The following is a 22,590-nucleotide window of genomic DNA, read 5'->3' on the forward strand; positions in this document are numbered from 1 at the left end:
GAACATGAAGACCAGACCCCTGCTCCTACTCCTAACATGCTGTCTGCTTCTTTCGCTTCTCACCGGCTGCTGGAGCAAGATGGAGGTCAATGACGTCGGGATTGTCACTGCAGTGGGACTGGACCAGACGGATAAAGGAAAACTGTTGCTTTCCTTGGAGCTTGCTATCCCAAGAATGCTTGGAGTTACCAATCAGACGAGCGGCGAAAAGCTGGAAACGACGGCGGGATGGATTGTATCGGCGGAAGGAAATACAATTATGGAAGCCTATAGGTTTATCCAACAAAAGCTCCCTCGAAAAATCGTTTTTTATCACAGCAAGGTAATTGTGATCGGAGAGAAGCTCGCACGCAGCGGTATTTTACCTGTATTGGATTTCTTCGAACGGTACAAGCAATCGCAGATCCGTAGTCATCTTTTGTTCACCCAAGGCAAAGCCGTAGATATTCTCAAATTTATGCCTAAATTTGAGAAGCTTTCTTCCGAAATTATAAGAGAAGAAGCCAAATCCCAAATCAGCCTGAGCACCAGGGTGCTGAATTTTATTGATATGCTGATGTCGGATGGCGATTGTCCGATCGCTGCTCAGGTCGAATTGACACAGGCGGAGGTAGGCAGTAAGAACCGCTCGACCCCCAATGCAGATACAGAAGGCCTGGCCCTTAAGGGGGCCGCTATTTTCAAGAAGGATAAGCTGATTGGCTGGCTCAACGAGAAGGAAACGAGAGGCGTTCTTTGGTTGAAAGGCCAAATGAATGAAGCGGTTACCACGATCGAGGTTCCTAAAGACAAGGGCGGAGGCAAAATCAGCTCGCAGATTCAACATACAAGTACAAGTATCAAGCCGCACATTGCGAATAACCAGATCATGATGCAGGTAGATGCTTACGCGGATGTTCTCATTTTCGAGAACAGCTCCGAGCTGGATCTAAGCAAACCCTCCGACGTGAACTACGTACACGGCTTGGTTGCAGACGATATCCGGGAGAGAATCAGACTTATCTGCGACAAGGCGCAGCATCAGCTTCAAACGGATATCTTAGGATTCGGACGCCATGTATACCGTCACCTCCCCAAGGAATGGAGAACTACGTATGCCCATAGATGGGACGAACAATTCCCTGACCTGGACATCCGAATTACGCCTCATCTTATTGTCAGACAAGTTGGCTTAGTAGGAAAGCCCATCACGGTGGACTAACGGGGGGAAAGGAAGGAATCGCATGAGCAGAGTTTCAGGGTATCAGCTTTTTGCAGCTACGGTACTGTTCCAGCTTGGAACCACGGTTATCTTCGGCTTCGCCGCAGAGGCTGGACGCGATGCATGGCTTGCGATGCTGCTCTCCTCCTTCCTCGGGTTGGTGGTCATCATGGGCTATACGGCCATCTCTCGCATGATGCCAGGTTTAACCCTTGTGGAGTGGTTTCCCAAGCAACTGGGTCCGTGGTTAGGCCTTCCCATTGCCTGGCTGTACCCGTTGCTTTTTATTTATGATGCGGGCCGAGGTGTCAGCGACCTCCAGGAGCTCATCCCGCTGACCTTGCTTCCGGGGACCCCTAGCTGGATCATTCTCGGCGCTTTAATACTCGTGATTACCTACGCGCTATTCAGTGGTGTGGAGGTGATTTTCCGGCTTGCCAGCCTATTTCTGCCGCTCGTGTTCTTCTTCTTTGTTCTAGAGATCGTCTTGCTGCTGAGCTCCAGGAATGTGAACTGGTCCAATCTTCAGCCGATGCTCGGGGAGGGCTGGACGCGGGTCTGGAAAGCCGTCTGGCCCTTCGGCATCCTGCAAACCTTCGGCGAGAGCATCGAATTCGCCATGCTGTGGACCTTTTTGAAAAAACCCGGCCAACTGCTCCGCATCAATGTATGGGCCGTATTGGCCTCGGGCCTGACCATCTCGGTATTCGATATGTTCGCTATTATGGTACTCGGCGAAGGTATTTTCCAACGGAATATCTATCCCTTATTGGTGCTGCTCAAGCAGCTAAGCGTCAGCGATTTTCTGGATAATCTCGATGCGCTCGGCGTGATGTACTTTATGATCACCATCTTCTTGAAGCTCACTCTGCACATGACGACCTCGGTGCTGTGCATCCAGAAATTATTGAATACCTCCAATACCCGTATTCCGATACTGTGCGTATCGGCCATTACGTTATGGATTGGCAGCCATATGGCCCAAAATGTGTCGGATCATATTTTTGTCGGAGTCAAGCTGCTCCCTTATTATCTGTGGATTCCGCTGTTTCTCGTCATTCCGGGCATTCTGCTTATGGTGACTTGGATCAAGCAGAAGGGGGTCCCGTCATGAAAGAATACTTATGGCCGTGGCAATCTCATGTGATAATCAAGCACCCTTGGGTCCTATCGGTTACCTTTGTGGGGCTTGCGATGCTGCTATCGCTGCTTTCCTGGTACAGGAGGAAATAGCGCTGTTGGAGCCCCTAGACAGACAGGAATCCGGCGAACATCCTATCGTCCGCCGGAACTCTACTCGCTATACAGGCTACAGGCTTTAGCCCCCAGCCTGGAGTGCGCCTACGAATTGTCTGGCTTTCTCCGTCAGCCCGGCCAAGTACTCATCCGTCACCTCAAGTGAGGTATTCACCAGAGCGCTGCCGATCCCGCAGCCAACAGCGCCCGCTCTCATAAACTCCCGGATATTGCTCAGATCTACACCGCCCGTCGGGAGCAGCGGGATATGCGGGAGCGGAGCCCGTATATCCTTGATGAAGCTTGGGCCCAAGGTGGCCGGGAATACTTTGATCAGGTCACCGCCATGCTTGTAGGCGGAGACGATCTCCGTAGGTGTGAAGGCCGCGGGAATGCTGATGGCTCCGCAGCTTTTAGTCATTCGGATCGTACCCGGATCCAGGTTGGGAGATAAGATAAATGCAGCACCGGCCGAGACCGCAGCACCGGCTGTTTCTGCATCCAGCACGGTGCCGGCGCCTACTAGCACTTGCCCCCGCAGCTCGTGGGATACTTCTTCAATGACAGATAAGGCTTTCGCCGAGTTCATCGTGATTTCAAGCACGTTTACTCCGCCTGTATGCAGGGCTTTGGCGATCCCCAAGACATCTTCCGGCTTCGCCCCCCGAATGATGGCTATGAGCTTGCTGTCCAGAATGGCGGATAATGTACCCAATGTTCGTTCGCTCCTTCGTTTCAATAGATTGCCAGCAAGGCGTAAATCATCCTCGCAGCTTCCGCACGTGTCGCATGGGCAGATAGCGAATTAGTGCCGCCAAAGCTGTAATAAGATAGCAGCTGATTGGCGTCTTTCCCCAGCACAGCAGCCGCTCTTTCCGTCATCGCCATCAAATCCGGCTTGGTAATCGGCTGATTGGGATGGAATTGTCCGGTCTGATCGCCCAGCACGATCCCTTTCCCTGCGATCGCCGTTATGGCCCCGTGAGCCGGATGGGTTTCGTACACATCCTGGAAGACGGCCGGAGCATCCGAGTAGTCATGGGAAATTTGAAGCGCTTTGTCCAGCATCACGGTGAAATCCGCTCTGCTCACCGGCTCCTCCGGCAAGTAATTCCCAGCTTGCTTGGCAGCCGCAATCCCCTTGGAAGCCAAGGAGTCGATATACACCTTCGCCCAGTGCGTGGCGCCTACATCGCTGAAGGTCTTGCCCTGCAGCTTGACGACCATCATCGTATAGGGCTTTAACGTAACCTGTGCGGAGAACCCATCCACGGGAACGACCGGAAGCGGATTGGTCTTGGGCTCTTGTCTCCAGATCGTATAATCATTGACCAGAAAATCTGGAACCGGATCGCCTCCGTATTGCCAGACCGGCATCATCTGCTGGTTCGGGATCGAAACCTGGATTTCCTTATTCGTCCGGTTGTTGAAGACGACCGCACGGGCCCCGTTTTCATCACCTAACCCCCAGGCTCCTACATCGTCAACTCTTAGATCCTTGCCGTACACATAATCGGCAGGCGTTGCATTATTCATCATCCGGAAGCCGCCGCTTGTCATGTTCATATCGTAGTAATAGTCATGCTCCTGCAGCAATTTCCCGAGTTCCCGGAAGATGTAATACGGTGGGAGCGCAACCATGCCTGCTTTGTTGGTGGTATCGAACCGGTCTTGGATGATACCGAAGAACTGATTGTCGATTAGACAATGATAGGCCGACACCTGCACATTCCCGGATTTGATAAAGTTCAAGAATCTTTCCATGTAGTGCATCGCGTACGCCGGTGTTTTGCCCAAGTGGATTCTTCCTTTTTCGGTGAGATTCGTTTCCCCGCCGAAAATCAGTCCGCTGATGCCGCCATATTCCGTAATCCAGAACTCCTTGCCCGGGAACTGCAGCGCCTGTTCTTTGATCAGCTGATACCGGTTTTCGTTATTTACGGCCAGAAAGTCCATGAATGTATGCTGAGTCAGATCATCGATGGAATGAACACCCGTGTATTCATGAGGAACGACCGCATCGTAGATATCGGGATTGGCTGCGATCGTCCGGTTCCACTCTTCCCATCTCAGGTACCGGTTATTGGAGGTATCCGGCAAATCCAGCGGGTCATTGGGCTGATGCGCAGCGGGGTTGCCAACGATGATCGTCTCCTGCCACTTATCCAGAATAACGATCCCCACTTTAATCGCCGGATCGATCTGCTTGATCGCCTGGTAGACCTGGCGGGCTTTGTAGACATAATTGGTGACCGACGGAAATTCGGTTCCATAGTGATTCAGATAGAACTCATTCCCCATCTCGATACGGATCGGCTGCTGGGACAGACGTTTGATCTCCGCAACCTGTTCCTTGATCTCATCGATGCTCTGGTAGGCAACGTTGAGCACAAAGGTGCTTGGCCGCTGAAGCTCGTTGGGAGCCCTATAGATATCCTCCAGGAAAATCCCAGGCAAACCGTTATTGATCCCGTTGACCGAGGTGTATTCGAACCCGGTTTTGTGATTCGGATACCGCGGATCATTGGCGTTGATCAGCGAGCCTTCCTTATAACGGTAGTAATTGGCCGCCGTTCCGTCAGGAACCCGGAGCAGGGACACCCCTAGTTCCTTCATCAGCGTAATGTCCCGCTTGCTGTACCAGGTACGGACCCTGCCGAGATCGTTCAGCTTCTGATAGTTCACACCGTACAGGTCAGCGGGAATCTTCTGTTTGGGACCATTCCATGCAAATTCGGCGCTATCATGTTCCAGAGGCGGGGCTGGCGTTACCGTGACTTGACTCGTGACGATGAGGTTGTTATCCGGCGTAACCGCCTGGATCACGGCTGTCCCCGGCGATACGGCTGTAACAGCCCTCGCTTTGGCTGCGCTGCCCGTTAACTTTGCCACTTGCTCGTTACTGCTGCTCCATATGAGGCTGTCATCGTCCAATTCGACCTGCTTGGGTTCGTAGATCACCCTCAGATTTTCCGTATCCCCGACCTTCAGGCTCATCGCAGTCTTGTAGAATTGCAGACTGGTTAGCACAGGACCTGTATACGGATTATCGGCTGCAAGTGCGTAGACCCTCACGTCATCGAGGCTGGGCTTCAGCAGGTTATGACCGAAGGAGACCGTTCGTTTCACCGCCTGAAATAAGCCGGTATACGTGCCCAGGGTTTGATAGGCGCTCTCCGTCTGCTTCTTGACTTGAACCGCGACCGAGTTCCCTTGAACCAGTACCTTGAAGTCATACTGTACGCTTGAGTCCAGTGTATAGTCGGCCAGCTTGGTTTCACCGACGACACCCGACTTGTAGAGCGATACTTTATTCTTCTTGATCAGCAGAGAATCGTAATTGCTGCTCTGGGTGTCCCCCAGATCCACACGCAAGAAAGCTCCGGCGGCCGATACATCGGGAATGACCACGTTGAACGTTAACAGAAACTTCGCCCATGATTTCCCTTTGATCCTGGCTCTGGAGTTCGAATTGGCATCCTTGGCGACAAAGCGGCCATTCTCATACTGGTAGTTCATATAGCTGCCTGGAGGAGCATCCCATCGCGAAGTCGGCGTGGCGAACGTATCCTCGAAGACAACAGGCCACGAGCCCGGCAGCTGATCGATATCCGAATTTCCGGAGCCTTGCGCGGATACACGGGAGGGTACTCCGCTGATCAAGCTGAACAATAACGCGAACACCAACAGTAAAGACATCTGTTTTACGCCATATTTCATTCTTCATCCTCCTGATTGGGTGGTGAATGCAAATGAATAGAACGCTTTCATTTTGTTGTGGTGGTCAAGAGCAGCAGGCGCATAACCGCTACTCTTTCGAATCGGAGAACAACATCTTATACTGATGAGGCGTGACGCCTTCTCTCTTCTTGAACTTGCGGATAAAGTGGGACTGGTCGGTATACCCGACACGCTCCGCTACTTCCTTGACCGTTACGGACTGGGCTTGCAGCATCTCCTTGGCCTGGTTCATCCGGGTCTCCTCGACATAATCGCTGAGCGTCGTCCCCGTCTGGTTTTTGAAAAACCGCGACAAGTAAGAAGGAGATACACCGAAGGTATCGGCCAGCTTGTTGGAGTTCAGGGTTACGTCTCCGTAGTGCTGCGACACGTAGTCCACGATTTTATCGCGCAGTTCAAAATTCCGGCTTTCCTTCTTGCCGCCCATCTCATCGGCGAACCGCATACAGTAACGGACAAAGACGCGTTCGAACTCATCCAGCGTTTCGAAAGCGGATGCCTTCAATGCCTCTTCGGAACTGCTGTCCTGCTCTTCCCGGGACAGCTCCTTGGCCAGCTTGAACACCGCCATCGTCAGTCCTTGGCATAGCGCCTGCGCCGCTCCGGGCATCAGCTCGCCGCCTCGGATCTCGCCGATCTCATCCGCTATTACCGCGCCTGCCAGCTCCCGGTCTCCCAGCTTGATCGCCTTGATCAGATTGGATGCGGCCTCGTCCAGATGCTCATACAGGGAGCCTGCCTCGTCGGCTGCTTCCTGATACACGAGGACCGTATTATGCCCCTCCAGGAACCTGCGCTGGGAGGTTTGCACCGCCTGCCGGTAATAAACCGGCATATCGAGTACCTGAGGAAACAGCTCGCTGATGCCGATGGTCACGGTAAAAGGAAACAGCCGCTCGAAGAAATCGCGGATCTTCTCCGCTGCCGCTTGAATCCTGGCCTCGCCCTCTGCCTGATCCCCGGCCTGGATACCTGCCAGCAGAGCAACGCCCCGGTTCTCCGTCAGATCGATGCCATAGCCATGACCCAGCTCCATCGAGATTTCTTCCGCTACGTTCATAATGCTGTATTTCAGTACGTTCTGGATAATCGGGGTGTTGGTCTTTTCAAAGTGACGGTAATCATCGATTTGAATCAGCAATACGGCAAATCGGTCATAGGCAAGGTGCATGCCCGCTTCACTCGACCATTCGTCCAGCTCCGCGCGGGAGCCCACCTTCCCCTTGATCAGATCCGTCAGCACCTTCTCCTTCAAGGCAGCCGACTTGGTCCTCAGATGCGACCGCAGGTCGTTATTCTCCAGATTCATATGCTCGAAGGCTTCGCTGAGCCAATCGAGCTCATTATGCTGCCGGTGGGCCTCTGAAGAAGGATTTTCCCGGACTGAATCCAATAGCCGCTTGATCGGTTTGTATTGGCGCCGGGCCAGGAACAGTGACAAGCCGATCCCGAGCAGCAGCACCGAAGCTACGATCATGTAGAACAAGGTCTGTGTTTGCCGGACGACATTGAAGAACTGGCCCGTCGGCACCACCACATAATAGGACCAGGGCATGAATCCGGATTGGAGCTGCACCGCCGAATGCGGACCTTCCGGCAAGTTCAGACTGATGACGGAGGATTCGCTTCGTTCCTTGGGCAGCCAGGGAAGCAGTCTGGCAGGGTCCTGCCCCTTGCCATCCCCGCTCTCCCGGCTGGAAGCCGATACGATCATCCGGCCTTCTTGATCCAAGATAAAGGCCTCGCCTTCAAACTCCTTGATCCCGCCGCCGATGGCCCGCTTCATCTCGGCCCCGTTGATCACATACAGAATCACTTGTGTCGGCCTCACCCCATTGCCTGGCAGAGGAACCATGTAGACGGCCGCATCCAGGTTATTGGCTCCATGCATATTAATCGACTGGACCGGCAGGAAATACGGCTCCTTCAAGCCGGCGGCCAGCTTCTCGAAATCATCATGGTTCAGACTTGCGAACGGATACACCTTCTCCAAGAATGTATCCAGATCGTAGATCCCGCTGGCCGCATAGATCTTGTTCTCCTCCAGCCCGTTGAAGTACAGGCCGATATCCAGCAGATAGGAATGCGTAGAGCCGTAGGACCTGAGCTCCTGCACACCCTGCTTTGCCTCGTAGCCCCCTTCGGAGAACGTATACCGCATCAGCTTGTTGTTGCTGGAGATTTGCAGCGACATTTGCCGCAGCTCATTAAACCGCTGATCGATCTGATCGCGGATTTGCTTCAAGGAGGTGATATTGGATTGCTCGACAATGCCCGTCAGCGTATCGAAAAACTTCGTATACACGAAGCCTCCGATCGAAGCCAGCAGAAAGACGACGAGGAACAAAAAGGAGAAAAAGTAAGTCATCAGCCGTGAAACCTGTCGTGTTCTCTTTTTTCTGCCTATGTTCATCTGTCGTCTTTCCCCTTTATGAGCCCCGTTTAGTTGCGAGCCTTATTTACGATTTGCTTCAACGCAGCGCCCTTTGACACGCAGGTCCCTGCCCGGATATCCTCTTCCGTGAACACGGCCAGCAGAATTTCCTTGGCTTTGTCCCGCTCCCGGTCATAGATCACGTAGATCTGCCCGTCGTTGTCCTGAACGCCGTCCGGATACGAGACATCCGCTCGCTCATCCAGGATCAGCCCGCCCTGCCAGCTGAGGCCGTCGTCCTCGGACAGCATTGCCGTCAGATGGCTTCTGCCCTTGAATCCGTAATGATTGACCAGCAGCAGACGCCCAGAGTGCAGACGGCGGATGAAGAAGCGGGAGCTGGGACCGCCCAGCGTCGTCGGCTTGCCTGGGGACCAGGTGCGTCCGCCGTCCAGAGAGACGCTCTCCCCGATGCCGTAGAAGGTTCGCACCAGCATCCACAAGCTGCCGTCCCCCCGCTCGACAAGCATATGCTCATCAAAGTGACGGTTCGGGATGTCTGCCGATCCCCTCAGTCCGAAGGTTTCCCCCTGGTCCGCCGAGACGTACACATTGGAGAAGGTTAGCTCCGGCAGCTCGTTCAGAGGCGAATCGTGGCAGACCCACACCGCGATGGGAAGCAGCCACTCCCCATTGTTCAGTACGGTCGGTTTATTCATCATAATACCATCCGCGATGCGTCTAGGACTAGACCACTCCGTTGCGGCGGCGTCTGGATCGGTGCAGACCGATGCCCATACCCCGCAGCGTCCGTCGTACCAGCTGAAGCTTTGGGACCAGAATACCCACAGGCGGCCGGCGGGGTCGCTCCACAGACACGGGTCAAAGGCTCTCACCTGCCCCGGAGGATCAATCACGTACTGCAGATCGGACCAGGTACGTCCCCGGTCCCCGCTCCGGACGAGCGCAACGTAATTATCCACGCCCTCCCCTCGGCCTCCGCTGTAGAAAGCCGCCCATAACGTGCCATCGGGCGAGCACTCCACACCAGGGATGCCTTGCCACTGGCGAACCGAGTAGGTATCCCCGGTCACCCGCTGAATCGCCGCAGCCTCCAGCGCCAGATCATAATCGGGTCTCATCGAACTCCTCCTTCCCGCTTATTTGCCTTTGTAGCGGTCATAAGCGACTTGATGGATTTTCATGTAATCGTCCAGCCCCATCTTCTTGATCGTCGCGACATACTCATCCCACTTGGAGAACGGCACTTTTCCCATGATGAATTGGGTCTGCATCTCATTCACATACGTTTGGATATCATTGCTCAACGCTCTCAGACGGTCATTCTCTTCTTTGGTAAATAAGAACAAAGGCCATATTTCCTTAGGTGTAAAGGGCTCGAGATTTTTCGCAGCCTGGATAACCTCCGGCGCTCCCTCTCCCGTATCCCAGGCGAACCGTTCCTCGCGGACAATCGGATGTACGGAGAATGGCGATACCAGCTCGCGGGAAATCATCTGATCCAGTGTCAAGCCATCCTTATTATTCGAAATATCCTGTACGAAGCGGTACTTGTTATCCTTCATCTCGAAGGTTTTGCCTTCTACGCCCATCCAGTATAGAACGGCGCCTTCCCCGTCGAGGAAATAGTCAGCCCAGCGCATCGTAGCTTCCGGGTTTTTGTTGTTTTTGGTAATGACGAAGGCTCCCTGGTTTTGGAGAACCGGACTGATGCCACCCCAGTTCTGGTCACCGGACGGCCCCTTCAGTGCTGCGCCCAGCCCGGCATAATTCGACTTGAGCTGACCGGCAGGCACTAGGTTAATATTGGTGAAACCGCCGACCTGTCCCTTGGCAATCTTGGCAGTCAGGATCGTTGCATTGTTCGTGAAGATTTCTTTATCCAGCAAGCCCTCCGAATACAGCTTGTTCAGATACATCAGTAGTTCCTTGTATTTCGGATCTGTCTGCATGAACCGCATGGCTCCGGCTTTATCGTCATAATCGACGAAAGCGTTGGCGTTGCCGCGGCTGTAAAGTCCCCATGCTCCGGATAAGGTCCGGATGACACTCCCGATATCTGTGCTGCTCATAGGGATACGTTCCGCATCCTTGGCTTTAAACGCTTTCAAAACCTCATACAGCTCTTCTGTCGTCCCGGGCATTTTTAACCCGGCCTCATCCAGCCATTTTTGTTGGATGAACAGCTTGGAGCTGATCCGGTGCGTGATATTCGAGGACATCTTCGGAAGCGCATAGATCTTTCCGTCCGGAGCGGTGATCCCCTTCAACACTTCAGGATGCTTCTGCAGGATTTTGCTGAAATTCGGTGCGTACTTGTCAATCAGATCATTGAGCGGAATAAAGACGCCCTGCTGCCCGTAAGTGATCATATCCTGAGCATTGATGCCCCCGCCGTAGAAGGCATCCGGAATATCGTTGGCTGCGAGCAGCAGGTTCTTCTTCTCCTCCAGGCTCGATTGCGGCACCAGATTCCAGTCGACGTGCACGCCGGTCCGCTTCTCGGCTTCCTTCCAGAGCAGCTTATCCTTCCACTCTCCCTGGAGTGGCGATTGGCCCGCCATCATCTTGAGCGTAATCGGCTCCTTCACGATCGGAAGACCGGTTTCATTGAGAAGCTTATTCTCTTTTTTGGGCGCTTCGGCCGGCTGCGCTTGCTCTTTACTTGTACACGCGGCCAGAACGCTAGTCGCCATCAGCACAGCCATTCCTGTTTTTACGGATTTCATATGATTCATCGGTTGGACCCCCTAATTTAGCCTTTAATAGCTCCAATCATGACACCCTTAACGAAGTATCTCTGGAGAAACGGATACAGGATCAGGACAGGCAGACTCGATACGATAATGACGGCGTACTTCAAGCCCTCCGTCAGCATGATCTGATCCACCGAAGCTTCCGATTCCCCCACCATGTTCCCCATTTGGTTTTGCAGCAGAATTTGTCTAAGCACCAGCTGAAGCGGGTATTTCTGAGAATCCGACAAGTAAATCAGCGCATTGAAAAATGCGTTCCAGTGGCCGATCCCGTAAAATAACAGCATAACGGCAATGACCGGCATAGACAAGGGCAGGATGATGCTCCACAGCATCCGCAGGTTCGAGCATCCGTCGATCTGAGCCGACTCCTGAATCTCAAAGGGTATCCCCTGGAAAAAGGTTCTCATGATAATAATGTTCCACATCGAGACGGCGCCCGGTATGATCAGCGCCCAGATCGTATTGATCAATCCGAGGTTTTTGACCAGCAGGTAGGTCGGAATCAGCCCGCCGCTGAAAAACATCGTGAAGGCGAAGATCATGGTCAATACATGACGTCCTGCAAAATCCTTCCGGGAGAGCGGATACGCGGCACCGATGGACAGCAGAATATTAATCGCTGTGCCTGCGACGGTATAGATCAACGTGTTTGCATAGCCTCGCATAATCCCATCATCCTGAAATACACGGATGTACGACTGCAGGTTGATCTGCTTCGGAAACAGCCATACCTGGCCCTCGACGACAGCGGCCGGGCTGCTTAGCGAAGCGCTGAGCACAAAGACAAGCGGATAAAGCACCAGTATCGTGATCATACCTAATAGCATGTAATTGACAATATCGAATAGATTATCGCCTCTGGTTTGCGCAAGTCTGCCCACTTTCTTCCCCCCTCCTTACCATAGACTTGTATCCGTTAGCCTTCTGGAAATACGATTAACCATGATCAGCAGCATGAAGTTAATGACGGAATTAAACAATCCAACCGCTGCCGAGAAGCTGTATTGTGCGCCCAGGACGCCGGACCGGTACACATACGTCGATATAATATCGGAGGCGCTGATATTCACATCATTCTGCATCAGGAATACCTTCTCGAAGCCAACGGCCATAATCTGTCCGCATTGCAGAATGAACAGGATCATCACCGTCGGCATAATGCCCGGCAGATTAATATGCCAGATCCGCTGCAGCTTGCTAGCCCCTTCGAGGGTAGCCGACTCATGCTGCTGCGGATCAACGCCGGCCAGTGCCGCGATGAACAGAATCGAATTCCAGCCGATATTCTGCCAGACGCCGGAAAACACATACAAGCTCTTGAACCAAGACGGCTCGGCCATAAAATCAATGGGGCTGCCCCCTGACCATACGATGAATTGATTCACCAGTCCGGTCTTCGGCGAGAGGAAAATCGCCATCATGCCGACCAGGACTACCGTCGAAATAAAGTGGGGTGCATAGGTGACGAGCTGAACTGTCTTCTTGAATAGGACCAGCCTGATTTCATTAATCAGCAGAGCGAATACGATCGATAACGGAAAGCTCACGATTAAATAGTACACACTGATCAGGACTGTATTGGTTAACAGTCTCTCGAAATAATATCCCTGAAAGAAGCGCTCGAAATGCTGAAAGCCTACCCATGGGCTTCCCCAAACTCCCTGTACCGCATTAAAATCCTTGAAAGCAATCTGAACGCCATACATCGGAATATAGTCAAACACAATGACATAAGCCAATGCCGGCAGAATCAACAAATATAAATCCCAGTTTCGTTTGAACACCTTCAACGATATTCGGTTCACGGCTCTGCTGCCCTCCTCCCCTTGCCTAGCATCCTTTCTCTCTGTCCATGCCTTCTCCTTCACATACGGCCCATCTGCATCTTCCCCTCTGGCTGCGACTTACCCCAATCATAGGCGCAGCACAAAAAAACTGTATATAGAAGTCTGTTGACCTGCATCGTTCATTGTTTACAATCGCCCGTGCCACGCGGGTTTTCTTGTTGCAGGGATAGGATTTTGTTGACATTCAGGATCGTATAGGGGCCGCGCCAGCTAACCGGAGTGCCGAACTACCCCTAACAAAAAAAGACCCCTGTACCTGAAAGGTACAGAGGCCATGGCTCCTGAGTCAGCGAAAATTCGCGGCTTTTAGTGATGAGAGACTTGCCGGGGGCCTCGCTCAGCGGCTGGCATAATGCCGCCGGTCACGCGCCTCCCGCAGCGGGGAAGCCCAGGGAAATGACGGCCCCGCCTTCCTTGTGGTTGCCGGCCCGGATCAGGCCGCCGCAGCGCTCTACGATAGCCCGGGCAATAGCAAGGCCAAGGCCGGACTCTCCGTCCTTGCCCTTTACAAACCGGTGGAACAATGTAGGCAGCAGCTCCTGCGGAATCCCCGGTCCATCGTCCGAGACGGTCAGCATAATCTGTCCCTCATTCGTGCTCACTCGAATGTGGATGTTCTGGTGCGCATACCGAACCGCATTGGTCACAATGTTCAGCAGCGCCTGCAGCAGCTTGTCTGGGTCAGCGAGCACGACCAAGTCTTCTCCCACAGGGCAATTGATATGCAATTGAAGGCCTTTCTTCATCAGCAGCGGGTTGATACGTTCGGAGGTTTCCGTCAGCAGCTCTCTAAGTGATACCTGAGCAGGCTTGAAAATATCCTCCTCGCTGTCCAGCTTGGCGAGCAGCGTCATTTCTGTGATGATTTTCCCCAATCTCCCGCTTTCTCCAAGAATCACATCCAGTCCCTTGCGAATGCCTTCGCCCTCGAACACTCCGTCACGGATCCCTTCCGCGTAACCCGAGATCGACATCAGCGGCGTCTTCAGCTCATGGGAGGCATTTTGGAAAAACTGCTTCTGGACCTGATTGAACCGGTTCAGCTCCCCGGCCATTTCATGAACCGTTTGTGCGACGGCACCGATCTCGCCCCCGGCCTGAATCAGCTTCACATCGGTGAACTGACGGTTCTTCACCTTCTTCAGTTCCTCCCGCAGATGCATCAGCGGCTGGATCAGTTTTTTCGTAATAAACAGACTGAGCAGGAACATCAAGCCTCCGACCAGGACAAATACCAGAATCAAGCGCCCCATGAGGGTCCGCTCAATTTCCTGGATTTTGCTCATCGGCGTCAGCAGCGTTAATGTGCCCTCGGCTAAGGGACTCACCTCCGCGACAAACCTCCCGTCCTTGCCGCTCCAAATATTTTGTAAATTCGAAGCGGATGCAGTCAGTTCATGCATAGGCTCTATATTTGTAATCTGAGCCACTTGATTGAAGCTCGCAGGCAAGGTGCCCGACACAACATTCCCCTGTCTGTCGGAGACGATAGCCTCGACACCGGCATACGCAGCGGGCACCAAGGAGGCGACAGGCAAGTTCTGATTCGACATGGCATCGGCAGGAGCATAGCCGCTCTCCTGCAAGGTCGCCGACATCGCCGCTCCCAGCGTACGCAGATCATTCTTCTGCGTGCCGATGAAGTGATCCAGCAGCACGTAATGAATAATAACGGCCGTAATGGACAATATCAGCGCCAACGACAATCCGAACGCCAGATTAATTTGGTGTACGAGCTTCATGATCCGGCACACTCCTGTCTGTTCTCATCCGATACCCATGTCCCCATACGGATTCCACAGGCAGCTGATCGATTTTTTTACGTATTCGTTTAATCAGATGGTCGACGGCACGGTCGCTCCCATAATAATCGTCGCCCCAGACGAAGGTCAGCAGCTCGTCCCTCGTAAAAGCCCGGTTCGGATGCTCGGACAGCACTTTGAGCATCAGAAACTCCTTGCTGGTCAGATCAACTTCCTCTTCACGCCAGAAAGCGCGCCGCTCCTCCAGCATCAGCCGGAGATCGCCAATATCGATCCGGGGTGAGGAGGACTCACTCAGGCTCGGCCTCTCTTCAATAAGAGCCGTCTTCTTCCAGCGTTCCAGCTGGCGCTTGACACGGGCCACCAGCTCTCGTGGGCTGAAGGGCTTAACCAAGTAATCATCGCTGCCCAGCTCCAGGCCGAGAATTTTGTCCACCTCGCTGTCCTTCGCCGAGATCATGATGATCGGTACCTCGGCTTCAGCCCGGATGCGCCTGCATAATTCGTAACCGTCCATACCGGGGAGCATGATATCCATCACCCACATGCTTGGGGGGCTGGTTCTCCACAATTCCCATGCTTCCTCAGCGGACCCGAGCGCGATAGTCCGGTAGCGCTCCTTGTGCAGATAGGCTTCGATCAGATTGCGTATATTCTCGTCATCATCGACAACCGCGATGAGATCATTGTTGTTCATTAAGCGTACCTCCCGTTTATTCTCTACCCCAGTATATCAGAGCCGGCGGCCTCCTGAGAGCCGTGCCATTGTTTTTCCACAAATCCACCAACATTGTGCCATATTCTTTCGGTACATTGATACCTGTAAGACAAACCAACTAACAAGGAGTGTTCCAAATCATGAAACATAATCCATCCTTCAAAAACGTCGCCCTGTCCGCCCTGCTGCTTACCGCAATCGCCGTCCCTGCTGTAGCAAGTGCGAATGATGGCAGCCATACGCAAGCAAACGCCAAGCTAACGTCAGTAGCGGGTCAAGCCGTGCAAGCATTGAATGCCCCTAGCGCAGCGTTGATCAAAACGGACCCGCTTGAGCTGGCCAAGAAATATGCGCCGGAAACCGTAAGCGATTGGAAGAACACGTTGGACCAATATAAAAAGGTCACTGGTTATTCCATCGAGGGCCGTGCCCCTATCGTTACACGATCCTCCGAAGAGAAAACTACGGATGGAACCGTACCAGCCCTGACGATCAGCCAGGAGTCCATCTCCCTCGATAAGTTCAAAACATACGACCTGAAATCTGCTTCCGTGGTTGCCGCAGTTCCAGCGAAAGAGGCAACGCTGGATAAAGTGACCTCCCGCATCGAGGCTTCCCAGCGCACGAATGTTGCCGAGCTTAAAGAGGGCACAGGTCCGGCAGAAAACCGTTTGGAAGCTGTCCAAGCCGTGGCAACGCAAGCTTCCGGTGAATTTGCAGCCTTCATCCAAGCCGAGATCGAATTGGCCAAAGCGGCCGATAGCGAAGATGCAGGAGCCATCCGTGCATCACTCGCCCAAAGTCTGAAGCAATACAAGCAGCAGATCACCGCGCTGCAAAATGCTACAGGCGATTCGCTACCGGCTGAAGTTGTCAAGACCGAAACAGCTACAGAAATCGGTTCCCTTCCACAAACGGTCACTAATCCAAGTGGTAAGTAAACCAACCAACTAGAGAAATAAGCAGCATGAGGAGCATTCAAGAGGTGTGAAAAAAGACAATCCCCGGCGTTTTCGCTTGCGGGATTGTCTTTTTTGGGGTTTGCAGGGCTATTCCCGCCCATCTAGAAAGAGACGGCTCTTTTCATTCCGTTCACTTGCCGTTAAGCAGCCACTGTTCGGCATCCGTTGCACTGCTGAATACCCTGAACTGATGGCCTCTATTCATTTCGGCCGCAAGTTCTTTGAACCTGCCCTCCTGACTCTCTTCCCCTGCGATGAGCGCCGTCCTGATCCGGTAATTCGTGAGTTTCTGAATGATATGCCCAGCCACACCTGTACGGAGCTCGAAAAAATCCTTTGAAAGCACTTCACTGTGAAGCATCAGAAGCTCTGCGTTCTGCTCCATGCAGACGGCTATTAGAGCCAGTATGTCCTGATCCGTGCAGACCGGCGGCTCTGCTGAGATGTACTCGATATACAGCCTGTTTTGTTTTCTCACGACCTGATAATCCATTCCGTTGACATCCTGGTTATGATGAACAAGCAGCCCTTCCCTGAGCTGCCGAACCCAGCTGAGTTCATGCCGGTACGACGCTACGATGTTCTCATCGATCATCTCCCATAAATAGGCTTCACGGGAGCTTCGACTCGGGGAGAACAGGGCTCTTCGCTTTTTTTCTTCTTCTAAAGCAAGCTGAAGGCTAACTTCTTGCTCATAGCGGGACAACAGATCATCAAGCTCGACGGAGCTCAAAGAGTCTGCCCATGCCAGTTGGGTCAGGAAGCCCTTCTTGAGTTCCGGAAGCTCAGGAGCCGAAAGCACCCAACGCTTCAGCTCCTCCTGTCCCTTACCAGTGATCGTATAGATTTTCTTGGAGGGAGAGCTTTCCTGATGCTGAACCTCATTCGTAACCAGTCCTTCATCAAGGAGCTGAACCAAGGATTTGTAGATTTGATTATTATTTCCGGACCAGTACATCGCAGATGATTCCTCAATCATTTTCTTGAGATCATACCCCGTGGCGGGTATCCAGCTTAGCATCCCCAGAATTGCAAGCTTGATGGACATGCGTGATCCTCCTTCATTTTAGTACCATAGGTTAAAAGTAACATATAGTACTTAGATGATTCAAGGTTGTTATGGCTCAGGCTATCTCACAGATCACGTCCGATCAATCTCATCTGACACCTAACAAACAAGCCGAACGCATCGATCTGCGCCTCGGCTTGTTTGTTACACTTATCTATTCAATTTTTATTGGCATACAGGCTGTGATCCAACTGATGAACCAGTCTCGGAAGCAGAGTCTTCTCCTGCGCCGCAAGCTCCCGCAGATGACCGGTGGCTTGTGTAATCAACGGCTTCTCCGTCGTACCGCCGATGACGTACTTGATGATCGCATTACGCGCCAGCAGCGCGTGCTTCTCGATCTGCTTCAGCTGACTGGTCACATCAAGGTCTTGTTCGATGAAACGTTCCTCGTGAAGATGCTGATACAGTGCCGAGAGCAGCTTCTTATGATGCAGCAGCGTAGAGAAATTGCGGTAATCGATATACCGGAGCCCTTCCTGGAACCATTGAAGATCCCTCAGAAACCGGTCGTATACGTCCATGCCGAACCATACCTCATCCGGGTGGCTATTGATCCAATGCTCCCCGGTTGTCATCGAACTCGAGGAATTGAGAGGGATCTGGACATTGAGCTTGTAGTCGGCCGTAATCCGGGCGCTGACGTAATCGCGTAGAATCTGTGAGATCTCACGAAGCTCCGTGCTGGAATCCGTATACGCTTCGGCATGCTCCTTCATGGACAGCACATTGATCGTGTATCCGAAAGGCTCTTCGTCACCGAGTCGGTTAAACGCCAGCTGCAGCTCCCCCCAGCCGACCTCCGCGAACGAGAAGCCCATGTCCGTAAAAAAGTCCGCCGCATAGAAGATTTGCTTCTCGGCATCATAGCCGTAGATCAAAATCGGATGCGGCATATGGAAGTTCCCGTATGCGGAATAAGCCGAGATGAAATACCCGTCGATGCCAACATATATATAGTTTCCCTGATCGACATGCTCCTGGAGCATGCCGATCAGTTCTCCCTGCTGCTTGATCTGAGGCCTGGATATGCTGTCTAGGGTCACCCAAGGGCAAGAGGACAGCGTATAAATGCAGCTATACGTATCCATCGTCATGTAACCGTCCGCGTTCATAAATCCCATCAACTGCAGATAATTGCGGAAAAACCAGGGCTTCCAGCCGGAACGGGGTGCGAGGGTAGCCAAGATGGCTGTGTGATGGGCGAAAGTGGAAAACAAAGGCTTTTCAATCGGCAATTTCATAGGGTACGCTCCTCCTTGGGTCTAACCTATATGACATCGATTTGTGTAGTGCGGGGCCAGCCGCCTATTCGGGCATGGAAGCTTCTCCAAGCTGTGGCTTAAGCCGATAGTTTGGATAGTCTGGATAGTTCTTGCCAAAGGCTGGCGCAGCCATTATCCAAGCTCCAGAAAGGCCGCCATCGCCTGAATGGTGCTGTCCTCATACACATCCAGCCCTGACGCCGGGAGTCCCTGCTTCTCCAGCTCGACGATCAGCTTGATCGCCAGAATGGAATGACCCCCTATTTCGAAGAAGTCATCCTCGACATGCACCTCATCGATGCCCAGCAGTGTGCACACAGCCTGCCCCACCTGCGACTCCAAGCTCGTCGAAGCCCCCTTCACCCGGAAAGCCTCTACAGCCGGTTGACCTACACTTGCAGCTGCCATAACGGCCGACCTGGCCAACTGGAGCTGCTGAAGCACAACCTCCGAGAACCGGATTGGCAGGCGCTCCAACTGGTCGTACGCCGCATGACCGGCATTCAATTCCCCGATGACAACCCGCGACTGACCGCTTTGCAGGGCCGAACTGAGCATATCCAGCGCGTCCTTCGTGCCGATGGCTTGGAAGAAGGTAGCGGCCGCACCGTAATCCACGGCCATCCCGGTTTCCTTCCAGCTGGTCCAATTCACGCTGAGAGCCGTCTTGCCCCTGCTTCTCCGGTAGGCAGCGAAGGCGTCCAGATAACTGTTCCCAGCCGTATAATCGGCTTGTCCCGCAGCTCCTCCGAATGTGGCGATCGAGGAGAACAGCACAAAGAAGGAAAGCGGCTCCTCTGCCGTAACTTGATCAAGCACCCACGTCCCGGTCACCTTAGGCTGCAGCACCTCCCGGAATAGGTGGGCCTCCCTGCGGGCAAGAAAACCGTCCCCAGCTACGCCCGCCGCATGTATGACGCCATCAATTGGGCCGAAGAGCGCCCGGATCTCCGATACTACGCCTTGCATTTGCATCCAATCAGCCGTGTCCGCCGCAAAGAGAGCCACTCGCGAACCATGCTGCTCCAGATGCTGTATCGTCCGAATGAGGTTCACATGCTTGCCTGTTCCCTCAGCCACGATAGCAGCCCACTCGCTCCGGTCTGGAACTGTCTTCCTGCTGACGAGTGCGAGCTGAACCGGATGCTCCCTGCCGAGGAAACGGGCCAATTCAATCCCTAGTCCTCCCGTCCCGCCGGTGATCAGATACGTTCCCCCCGGCTTGATTGGATAGGCACTGCTCTCCTCTTCGGCGGGCAGTTCCAGGACATCCAGCATCTCGATATAAGCCTGCCCGTTGCGGTAGGCCGTTACGGAAGGTCTCTCTGTGCGCATCAACTGATCATACAAATGCTCCGGGGACATGGCCTCATCCAGATCGATGCCATAGGTCCGAAGCTGCAAGTGCTCTTCTCCGATCACCTTGCCCAGCCCCGATAGTGCGGCCTGTTCAGGAAGCGGCCGATCATCCTCCGCTACAGGATAAGCCCGGCTCGTTACGATGTATAGGTCCGCCGTATGCCTGAGCTTGATCGCATCCAGAGCCCGTACCAGATGGTACACACTCCAGACTCCTTGGTTCTGGGCGGCCTCCAGCTCTTCCGGTGTGGTGGAAGGCGAGGCTGAAGGCGGCGTCAAGTGGTGCACGATATGGGAAAGCGGATTACGGCTCACAACCTCCGCCAGCTTCCTGTAATCTTCAGCGCTATCGCCTACGGTATAATGATCCGTTCCCTTGGCTTCAAAGCGGGACCCAGACTCCACCTCGATCAGCTGCCAACCCCGTTCCCGGTACAGGCGGGCCAGCTCGACCGTATGTGCTCCGCCAAACAGCAGCACCGTGCCTGCGACCGGACGCGCCTGCCATCCGACAGTCTCCTCCCCCCAAGGCACCCACACAACCCGATGCAGGCGGTTGTGGTCAAGATTCAGCGCTTTGACGATCACCGTCAAATCCTGGACCCGCTTGAGCGTGAAATCCTCAATCTCCACCAGCACTTCTCCACCGGCACTCAAGATCTTGATATCATATCCCACCGTACCGCTCGCTTCGTGGCCTTCCGGCTTGCGGCTCAGATGACTGTACAGCCTGCCGCTCAGCGGAGCATACACCTGCACCCGCTTGTAGGAGAGAGGAAGATATACATGCTCGTCCTCTACGTAAGAGGACGTACACAGCTCCAGCAGTGCTGGATGCAGTGTGTACGTGGCGAGGTCGCCATGGAATCGCTCGTCGAGCTCGAGGCTGATCAGCGATTCTCCGTGGCCATATGCGTAGCTCTCGATGCCTTGCCAGCGCAACCCGAACCCGGCTGTCCGGGGATTGGCCCCCCCTTGCTCGATCGTGACAGAGCGCTGGCTGCAATTACGGCGCAGCTCCAACAGATCGGCCATCGGGGGGCGACTATCCCCCCGGCTGGTGGCCAGGCAAGTCGCATGAACCGTCCAGTCCGCGTCCGCACCCGCCTGGCTCCTGCAGCTCTCGCTGCGAATCCGCAGAACCCCGCTGTCGATATCGATGACGGTACGAAGTCGCCGTACTGTCTCCGGACCCAGAAGCAAGGGAGCGTGGAACCGAACATCCCGCAGCTCTACAGTCGCATCTTCTCCATACGCCCGCGCAGCAAACGCCGCCATGTCCAGGAACGAGGTGCCCGGCAGCAGATAATGCCCCTGAATGCGATGCTCCTCCAGTTCCCAGCAATCCTCTACGCTGACTTCCGTCTCCAGGATCCACCGCTGTGCTGACTTCTCCACGAATCTGCGCATAAGCGGGTGAAACGGTCTGGCAGCCCCCGTCCGTCCGGCAGAACCTGCGATGTCGCCCGCATCCAGCTTAGCCCGCCGGGACATGTCTTCCCGTTCGCTTGCCGTCCATATGGACAACTGCTCCAGCGGCACGTTTGGCTGTTGAAGTCCCTGCTCGTATATTGCCAGCAGACGCTCTGCGAGCTGCTCAGCCGTTTGCCTGCTGTACATTAGCTCAGGATAGGACAGGGTGAGTGACAAACGCGACCCTTCCCGCCCGAAACGGAAGACCAAATCTGCCTGCACAGACGACAGATATGCCGTCAGATGAACCTCGTCATACACGACAAAGACTGGCAGCATGGGAAAGCCCTCTGCATGGACCGGAAGCCCGAACCGCTCGGCCAGCAGTTCGATCGGGTAGTTCTGATGGGTGACGGCTTCGGTCACCGTCTGCTTGGAAGCTCCGAGCAGTTCCTTGAACGAACGACCCGGATCGATGGCTTGCCATAGTGGAACGGCTGTGTTCAGCACGATCGAGCCCTGATGCTGAGCTCGGAAGGCCGGCATACCGATGGCAGCATCTCGCTGATCCGTGTAAGCGGACAGCAGGTACTGAATGCCGGCGAGCAGAATCACATACACGGCGGAATCCGATCCGCCCGCAACGGATAGCATTCGATTCGCCACGGACTCCGACAGGTCCAATACCAATTCTCCCCGTTCCACTGGGGAGAAGGCCGGCAAGGACCGGTCCGCTGGAAAGCGGCTTAAACGGAATCGTCCTTCCAGCTTTCGCAGCCAGTAAGCCTTGGACTCGTCCAGCTTGCCGCTGTTCAGCCAAATATTTCGCTGCAGCATATCTATCGTCATCGCTACATATCCT

At 53.9% G+C, this 22,590-nt stretch carries 15 protein-coding genes; 3 read left to right on the forward strand and 12 right to left on the reverse strand.

The window, feature by feature from the left end; genetic code table 11:
* Positions 1 to 4 precede the first annotated feature (4 nt).
* Together WMW72_RS04645 and WMW72_RS04650 are read left to right on the forward strand one after the other, a co-directional pair.
* On the forward strand, positions 5 to 1,201 hold the full coding sequence (locus tag WMW72_RS04645; protein ID WP_341414253.1) for a Ger(x)C family spore germination protein: 1,197 nt from the start codon (positions 5 to 7) through the stop codon (positions 1,199 to 1,201).
* A gap of 22 nt (positions 1,202 to 1,223) precedes the next feature.
* Entirely contained in the window at positions 1,224 to 2,315 is a 1,092-nt protein-coding gene (locus WMW72_RS04650) for a GerAB/ArcD/ProY family transporter (RefSeq protein WP_341414254.1), read from the forward strand.
* Between the two features lie 204 nt (positions 2,316 to 2,519).
* Here the strand turns inward: WMW72_RS04650 and WMW72_RS04655 are convergent, their stop codons facing one another.
* From WMW72_RS04655 to WMW72_RS04695, 9 genes are all read right to left on the reverse strand, one after another.
* On the reverse strand, positions 2,520 to 3,152 hold the full coding sequence (locus WMW72_RS04655; protein ID WP_341414255.1) for a bifunctional 4-hydroxy-2-oxoglutarate aldolase/2-dehydro-3-deoxy-phosphogluconate aldolase: 633 nt from the start codon (positions 3,150 to 3,152) through the stop codon (positions 2,520 to 2,522).
* Positions 3,153 to 3,172: 20 nt separating this feature from the next.
* Entirely contained in the window at positions 3,173 to 6,157 is a 2,985-nt protein-coding gene (locus WMW72_RS04660; protein WP_341414256.1) for an S-layer homology domain-containing protein, read from the reverse strand.
* Positions 6,158 to 6,245: 88 nt separating this feature from the next.
* Positions 6,246 to 8,591, reverse strand: a complete 2,346-nt coding sequence (locus WMW72_RS04665; RefSeq protein ID WP_341414257.1) for a helix-turn-helix domain-containing protein — start codon at positions 8,589 to 8,591, stop codon at positions 6,246 to 6,248.
* Positions 8,592 to 8,620: 29 nt separating this feature from the next.
* The gene (locus WMW72_RS04670; protein WP_341414258.1) at positions 8,621 to 9,694 is read right to left on the reverse strand and encodes a sialidase family protein; all 1,074 of its coding nucleotides are present in this window, start codon (positions 9,692 to 9,694) and stop codon (positions 8,621 to 8,623) included.
* Between the two features lie 18 nt (positions 9,695 to 9,712).
* Positions 9,713 to 11,311 carry a type 2 periplasmic-binding domain-containing protein gene (locus WMW72_RS04675; RefSeq protein ID WP_341414259.1) on the reverse strand — a complete coding sequence of 533 codons (1,599 nt, stop codon included), beginning with the start codon at positions 11,309 to 11,311 and terminating at the stop codon, positions 9,713 to 9,715.
* A 17-nt stretch (positions 11,312 to 11,328) separates the two neighbouring features.
* Positions 11,329 to 12,159, reverse strand: coding sequence for a carbohydrate ABC transporter permease (locus WMW72_RS04680; protein ID WP_341414581.1), 831 nt, complete (start codon positions 12,157 to 12,159; stop codon positions 11,329 to 11,331).
* 69 nt (positions 12,160 to 12,228) lie between these two features.
* Positions 12,229 to 13,137 (reverse strand): ABC transporter permease, encoded by a 909-nt coding sequence (locus WMW72_RS04685; RefSeq protein WP_341414260.1) that lies wholly within the window; start codon positions 13,135 to 13,137, stop codon positions 12,229 to 12,231.
* Positions 13,138 to 13,541: 404 nt separating this feature from the next.
* On the reverse strand, positions 13,542 to 14,921 hold the full coding sequence (locus WMW72_RS04690; protein ID WP_341414261.1) for a sensor histidine kinase: 1,380 nt from the start codon (positions 14,919 to 14,921) through the stop codon (positions 13,542 to 13,544).
* Positions 14,899 to 15,639, reverse strand: a complete 741-nt coding sequence (locus tag WMW72_RS04695) for a response regulator transcription factor (protein ID WP_341414262.1) — start codon at positions 15,637 to 15,639, stop codon at positions 14,899 to 14,901. The genes WMW72_RS04690 and WMW72_RS04695 overlap by 23 nt, the downstream gene beginning before the upstream one ends.
* Positions 15,640 to 15,800: 161 nt before the next feature.
* Between WMW72_RS04695 and WMW72_RS04700 the strand changes: the two genes are divergently transcribed.
* Positions 15,801 to 16,601 (forward strand): hypothetical protein, encoded by an 801-nt coding sequence (locus WMW72_RS04700; protein ID WP_341414263.1) that lies wholly within the window; start codon positions 15,801 to 15,803, stop codon positions 16,599 to 16,601.
* A 151-nt stretch (positions 16,602 to 16,752) separates the two neighbouring features.
* Here WMW72_RS04700 and WMW72_RS04705 read toward each other — a convergent pair whose 3' ends face one another.
* The 3 genes from WMW72_RS04705 to WMW72_RS04715 form a co-directional block, all read right to left on the reverse strand.
* Positions 16,753 to 17,670 carry a PadR family transcriptional regulator gene (locus WMW72_RS04705; RefSeq protein ID WP_341414264.1) on the reverse strand — a complete coding sequence of 306 codons (918 nt, stop codon included), beginning with the start codon at positions 17,668 to 17,670 and terminating at the stop codon, positions 16,753 to 16,755.
* A gap of 179 nt (positions 17,671 to 17,849) precedes the next feature.
* A complete protein-coding gene (locus tag WMW72_RS04710) occupies positions 17,850 to 18,935 on the reverse strand; it encodes a cysteine peptidase family C39 domain-containing protein (protein WP_341414265.1) in 1,086 nt (361 codons plus the stop codon).
* Between the two features lie 153 nt (positions 18,936 to 19,088).
* Entirely contained in the window at positions 19,089 to 22,577 is a 3,489-nt protein-coding gene (locus WMW72_RS04715; protein ID WP_341414266.1) for an SDR family oxidoreductase, read from the reverse strand.
* Positions 22,578 to 22,590: the final 13 nt, after the last annotated feature.

This window comes from Paenibacillus filicis, from assembly GCF_038070315.1.
GTDB classification, from domain to species: Bacteria; Bacillota; Bacilli; order Paenibacillales; family NBRC-103111; genus Paenibacillus_G; species Paenibacillus_G filicis.

Bases quoted from the DNA above. Each gene is read 5' to 3' on its own strand.
- WMW72_RS04705 (WP_341414264.1), bottom strand. From the start codon at position 17,670: ATGTCCATCAAGCTTGCAATTCTGGGGATGCTAAGCTGGATACCCGCC.
- WMW72_RS04710 (WP_341414265.1), bottom strand. From the start codon at position 18,935: ATGAAATTGCCGATTGAAAAGCCTTTGTTTTCCACTTTCGCCCATCAC.
- WMW72_RS04680 (WP_341414581.1), bottom strand. From the start codon at position 12,159: ATGCTATTAGGTATGATCACGATACTGGTGCTTTATCCGCTTGTCTTT.
- WMW72_RS04690 (WP_341414261.1), bottom strand. From the start codon at position 14,921: ATGAAGCTCGTACACCAAATTAATCTGGCGTTCGGATTGTCGTTGGCG.
- WMW72_RS04660 (WP_341414256.1), bottom strand. From the start codon at position 6,157: ATGAAATATGGCGTAAAACAGATGTCTTTACTGTTGGTGTTCGCGTTA.
- WMW72_RS04675 (WP_341414259.1), bottom strand. From the start codon at position 11,311: ATGAATCATATGAAATCCGTAAAAACAGGAATGGCTGTGCTGATGGCG.
- WMW72_RS04700 (WP_341414263.1), top strand. From the start codon at position 15,801: ATGAAACATAATCCATCCTTCAAAAACGTCGCCCTGTCCGCCCTGCTG.
- WMW72_RS04645 (WP_341414253.1), top strand. From the start codon at position 5: ATGAAGACCAGACCCCTGCTCCTACTCCTAACATGCTGTCTGCTTCTT.
- WMW72_RS04670 (WP_341414258.1), bottom strand. From the start codon at position 9,694: ATGAGACCCGATTATGATCTGGCGCTGGAGGCTGCGGCGATTCAGCGG.
- WMW72_RS04695 (WP_341414262.1), bottom strand. From the start codon at position 15,639: ATGAACAACAATGATCTCATCGCGGTTGTCGATGATGACGAGAATATA.
- WMW72_RS04665 (WP_341414257.1), bottom strand. From the start codon at position 8,591: ATGAACATAGGCAGAAAAAAGAGAACACGACAGGTTTCACGGCTGATG.
- WMW72_RS04715 (WP_341414266.1), bottom strand. From the start codon at position 22,577: ATGACGATAGATATGCTGCAGCGAAATATTTGGCTGAACAGCGGCAAG.
- WMW72_RS04650 (WP_341414254.1), top strand. From the start codon at position 1,224: ATGAGCAGAGTTTCAGGGTATCAGCTTTTTGCAGCTACGGTACTGTTC.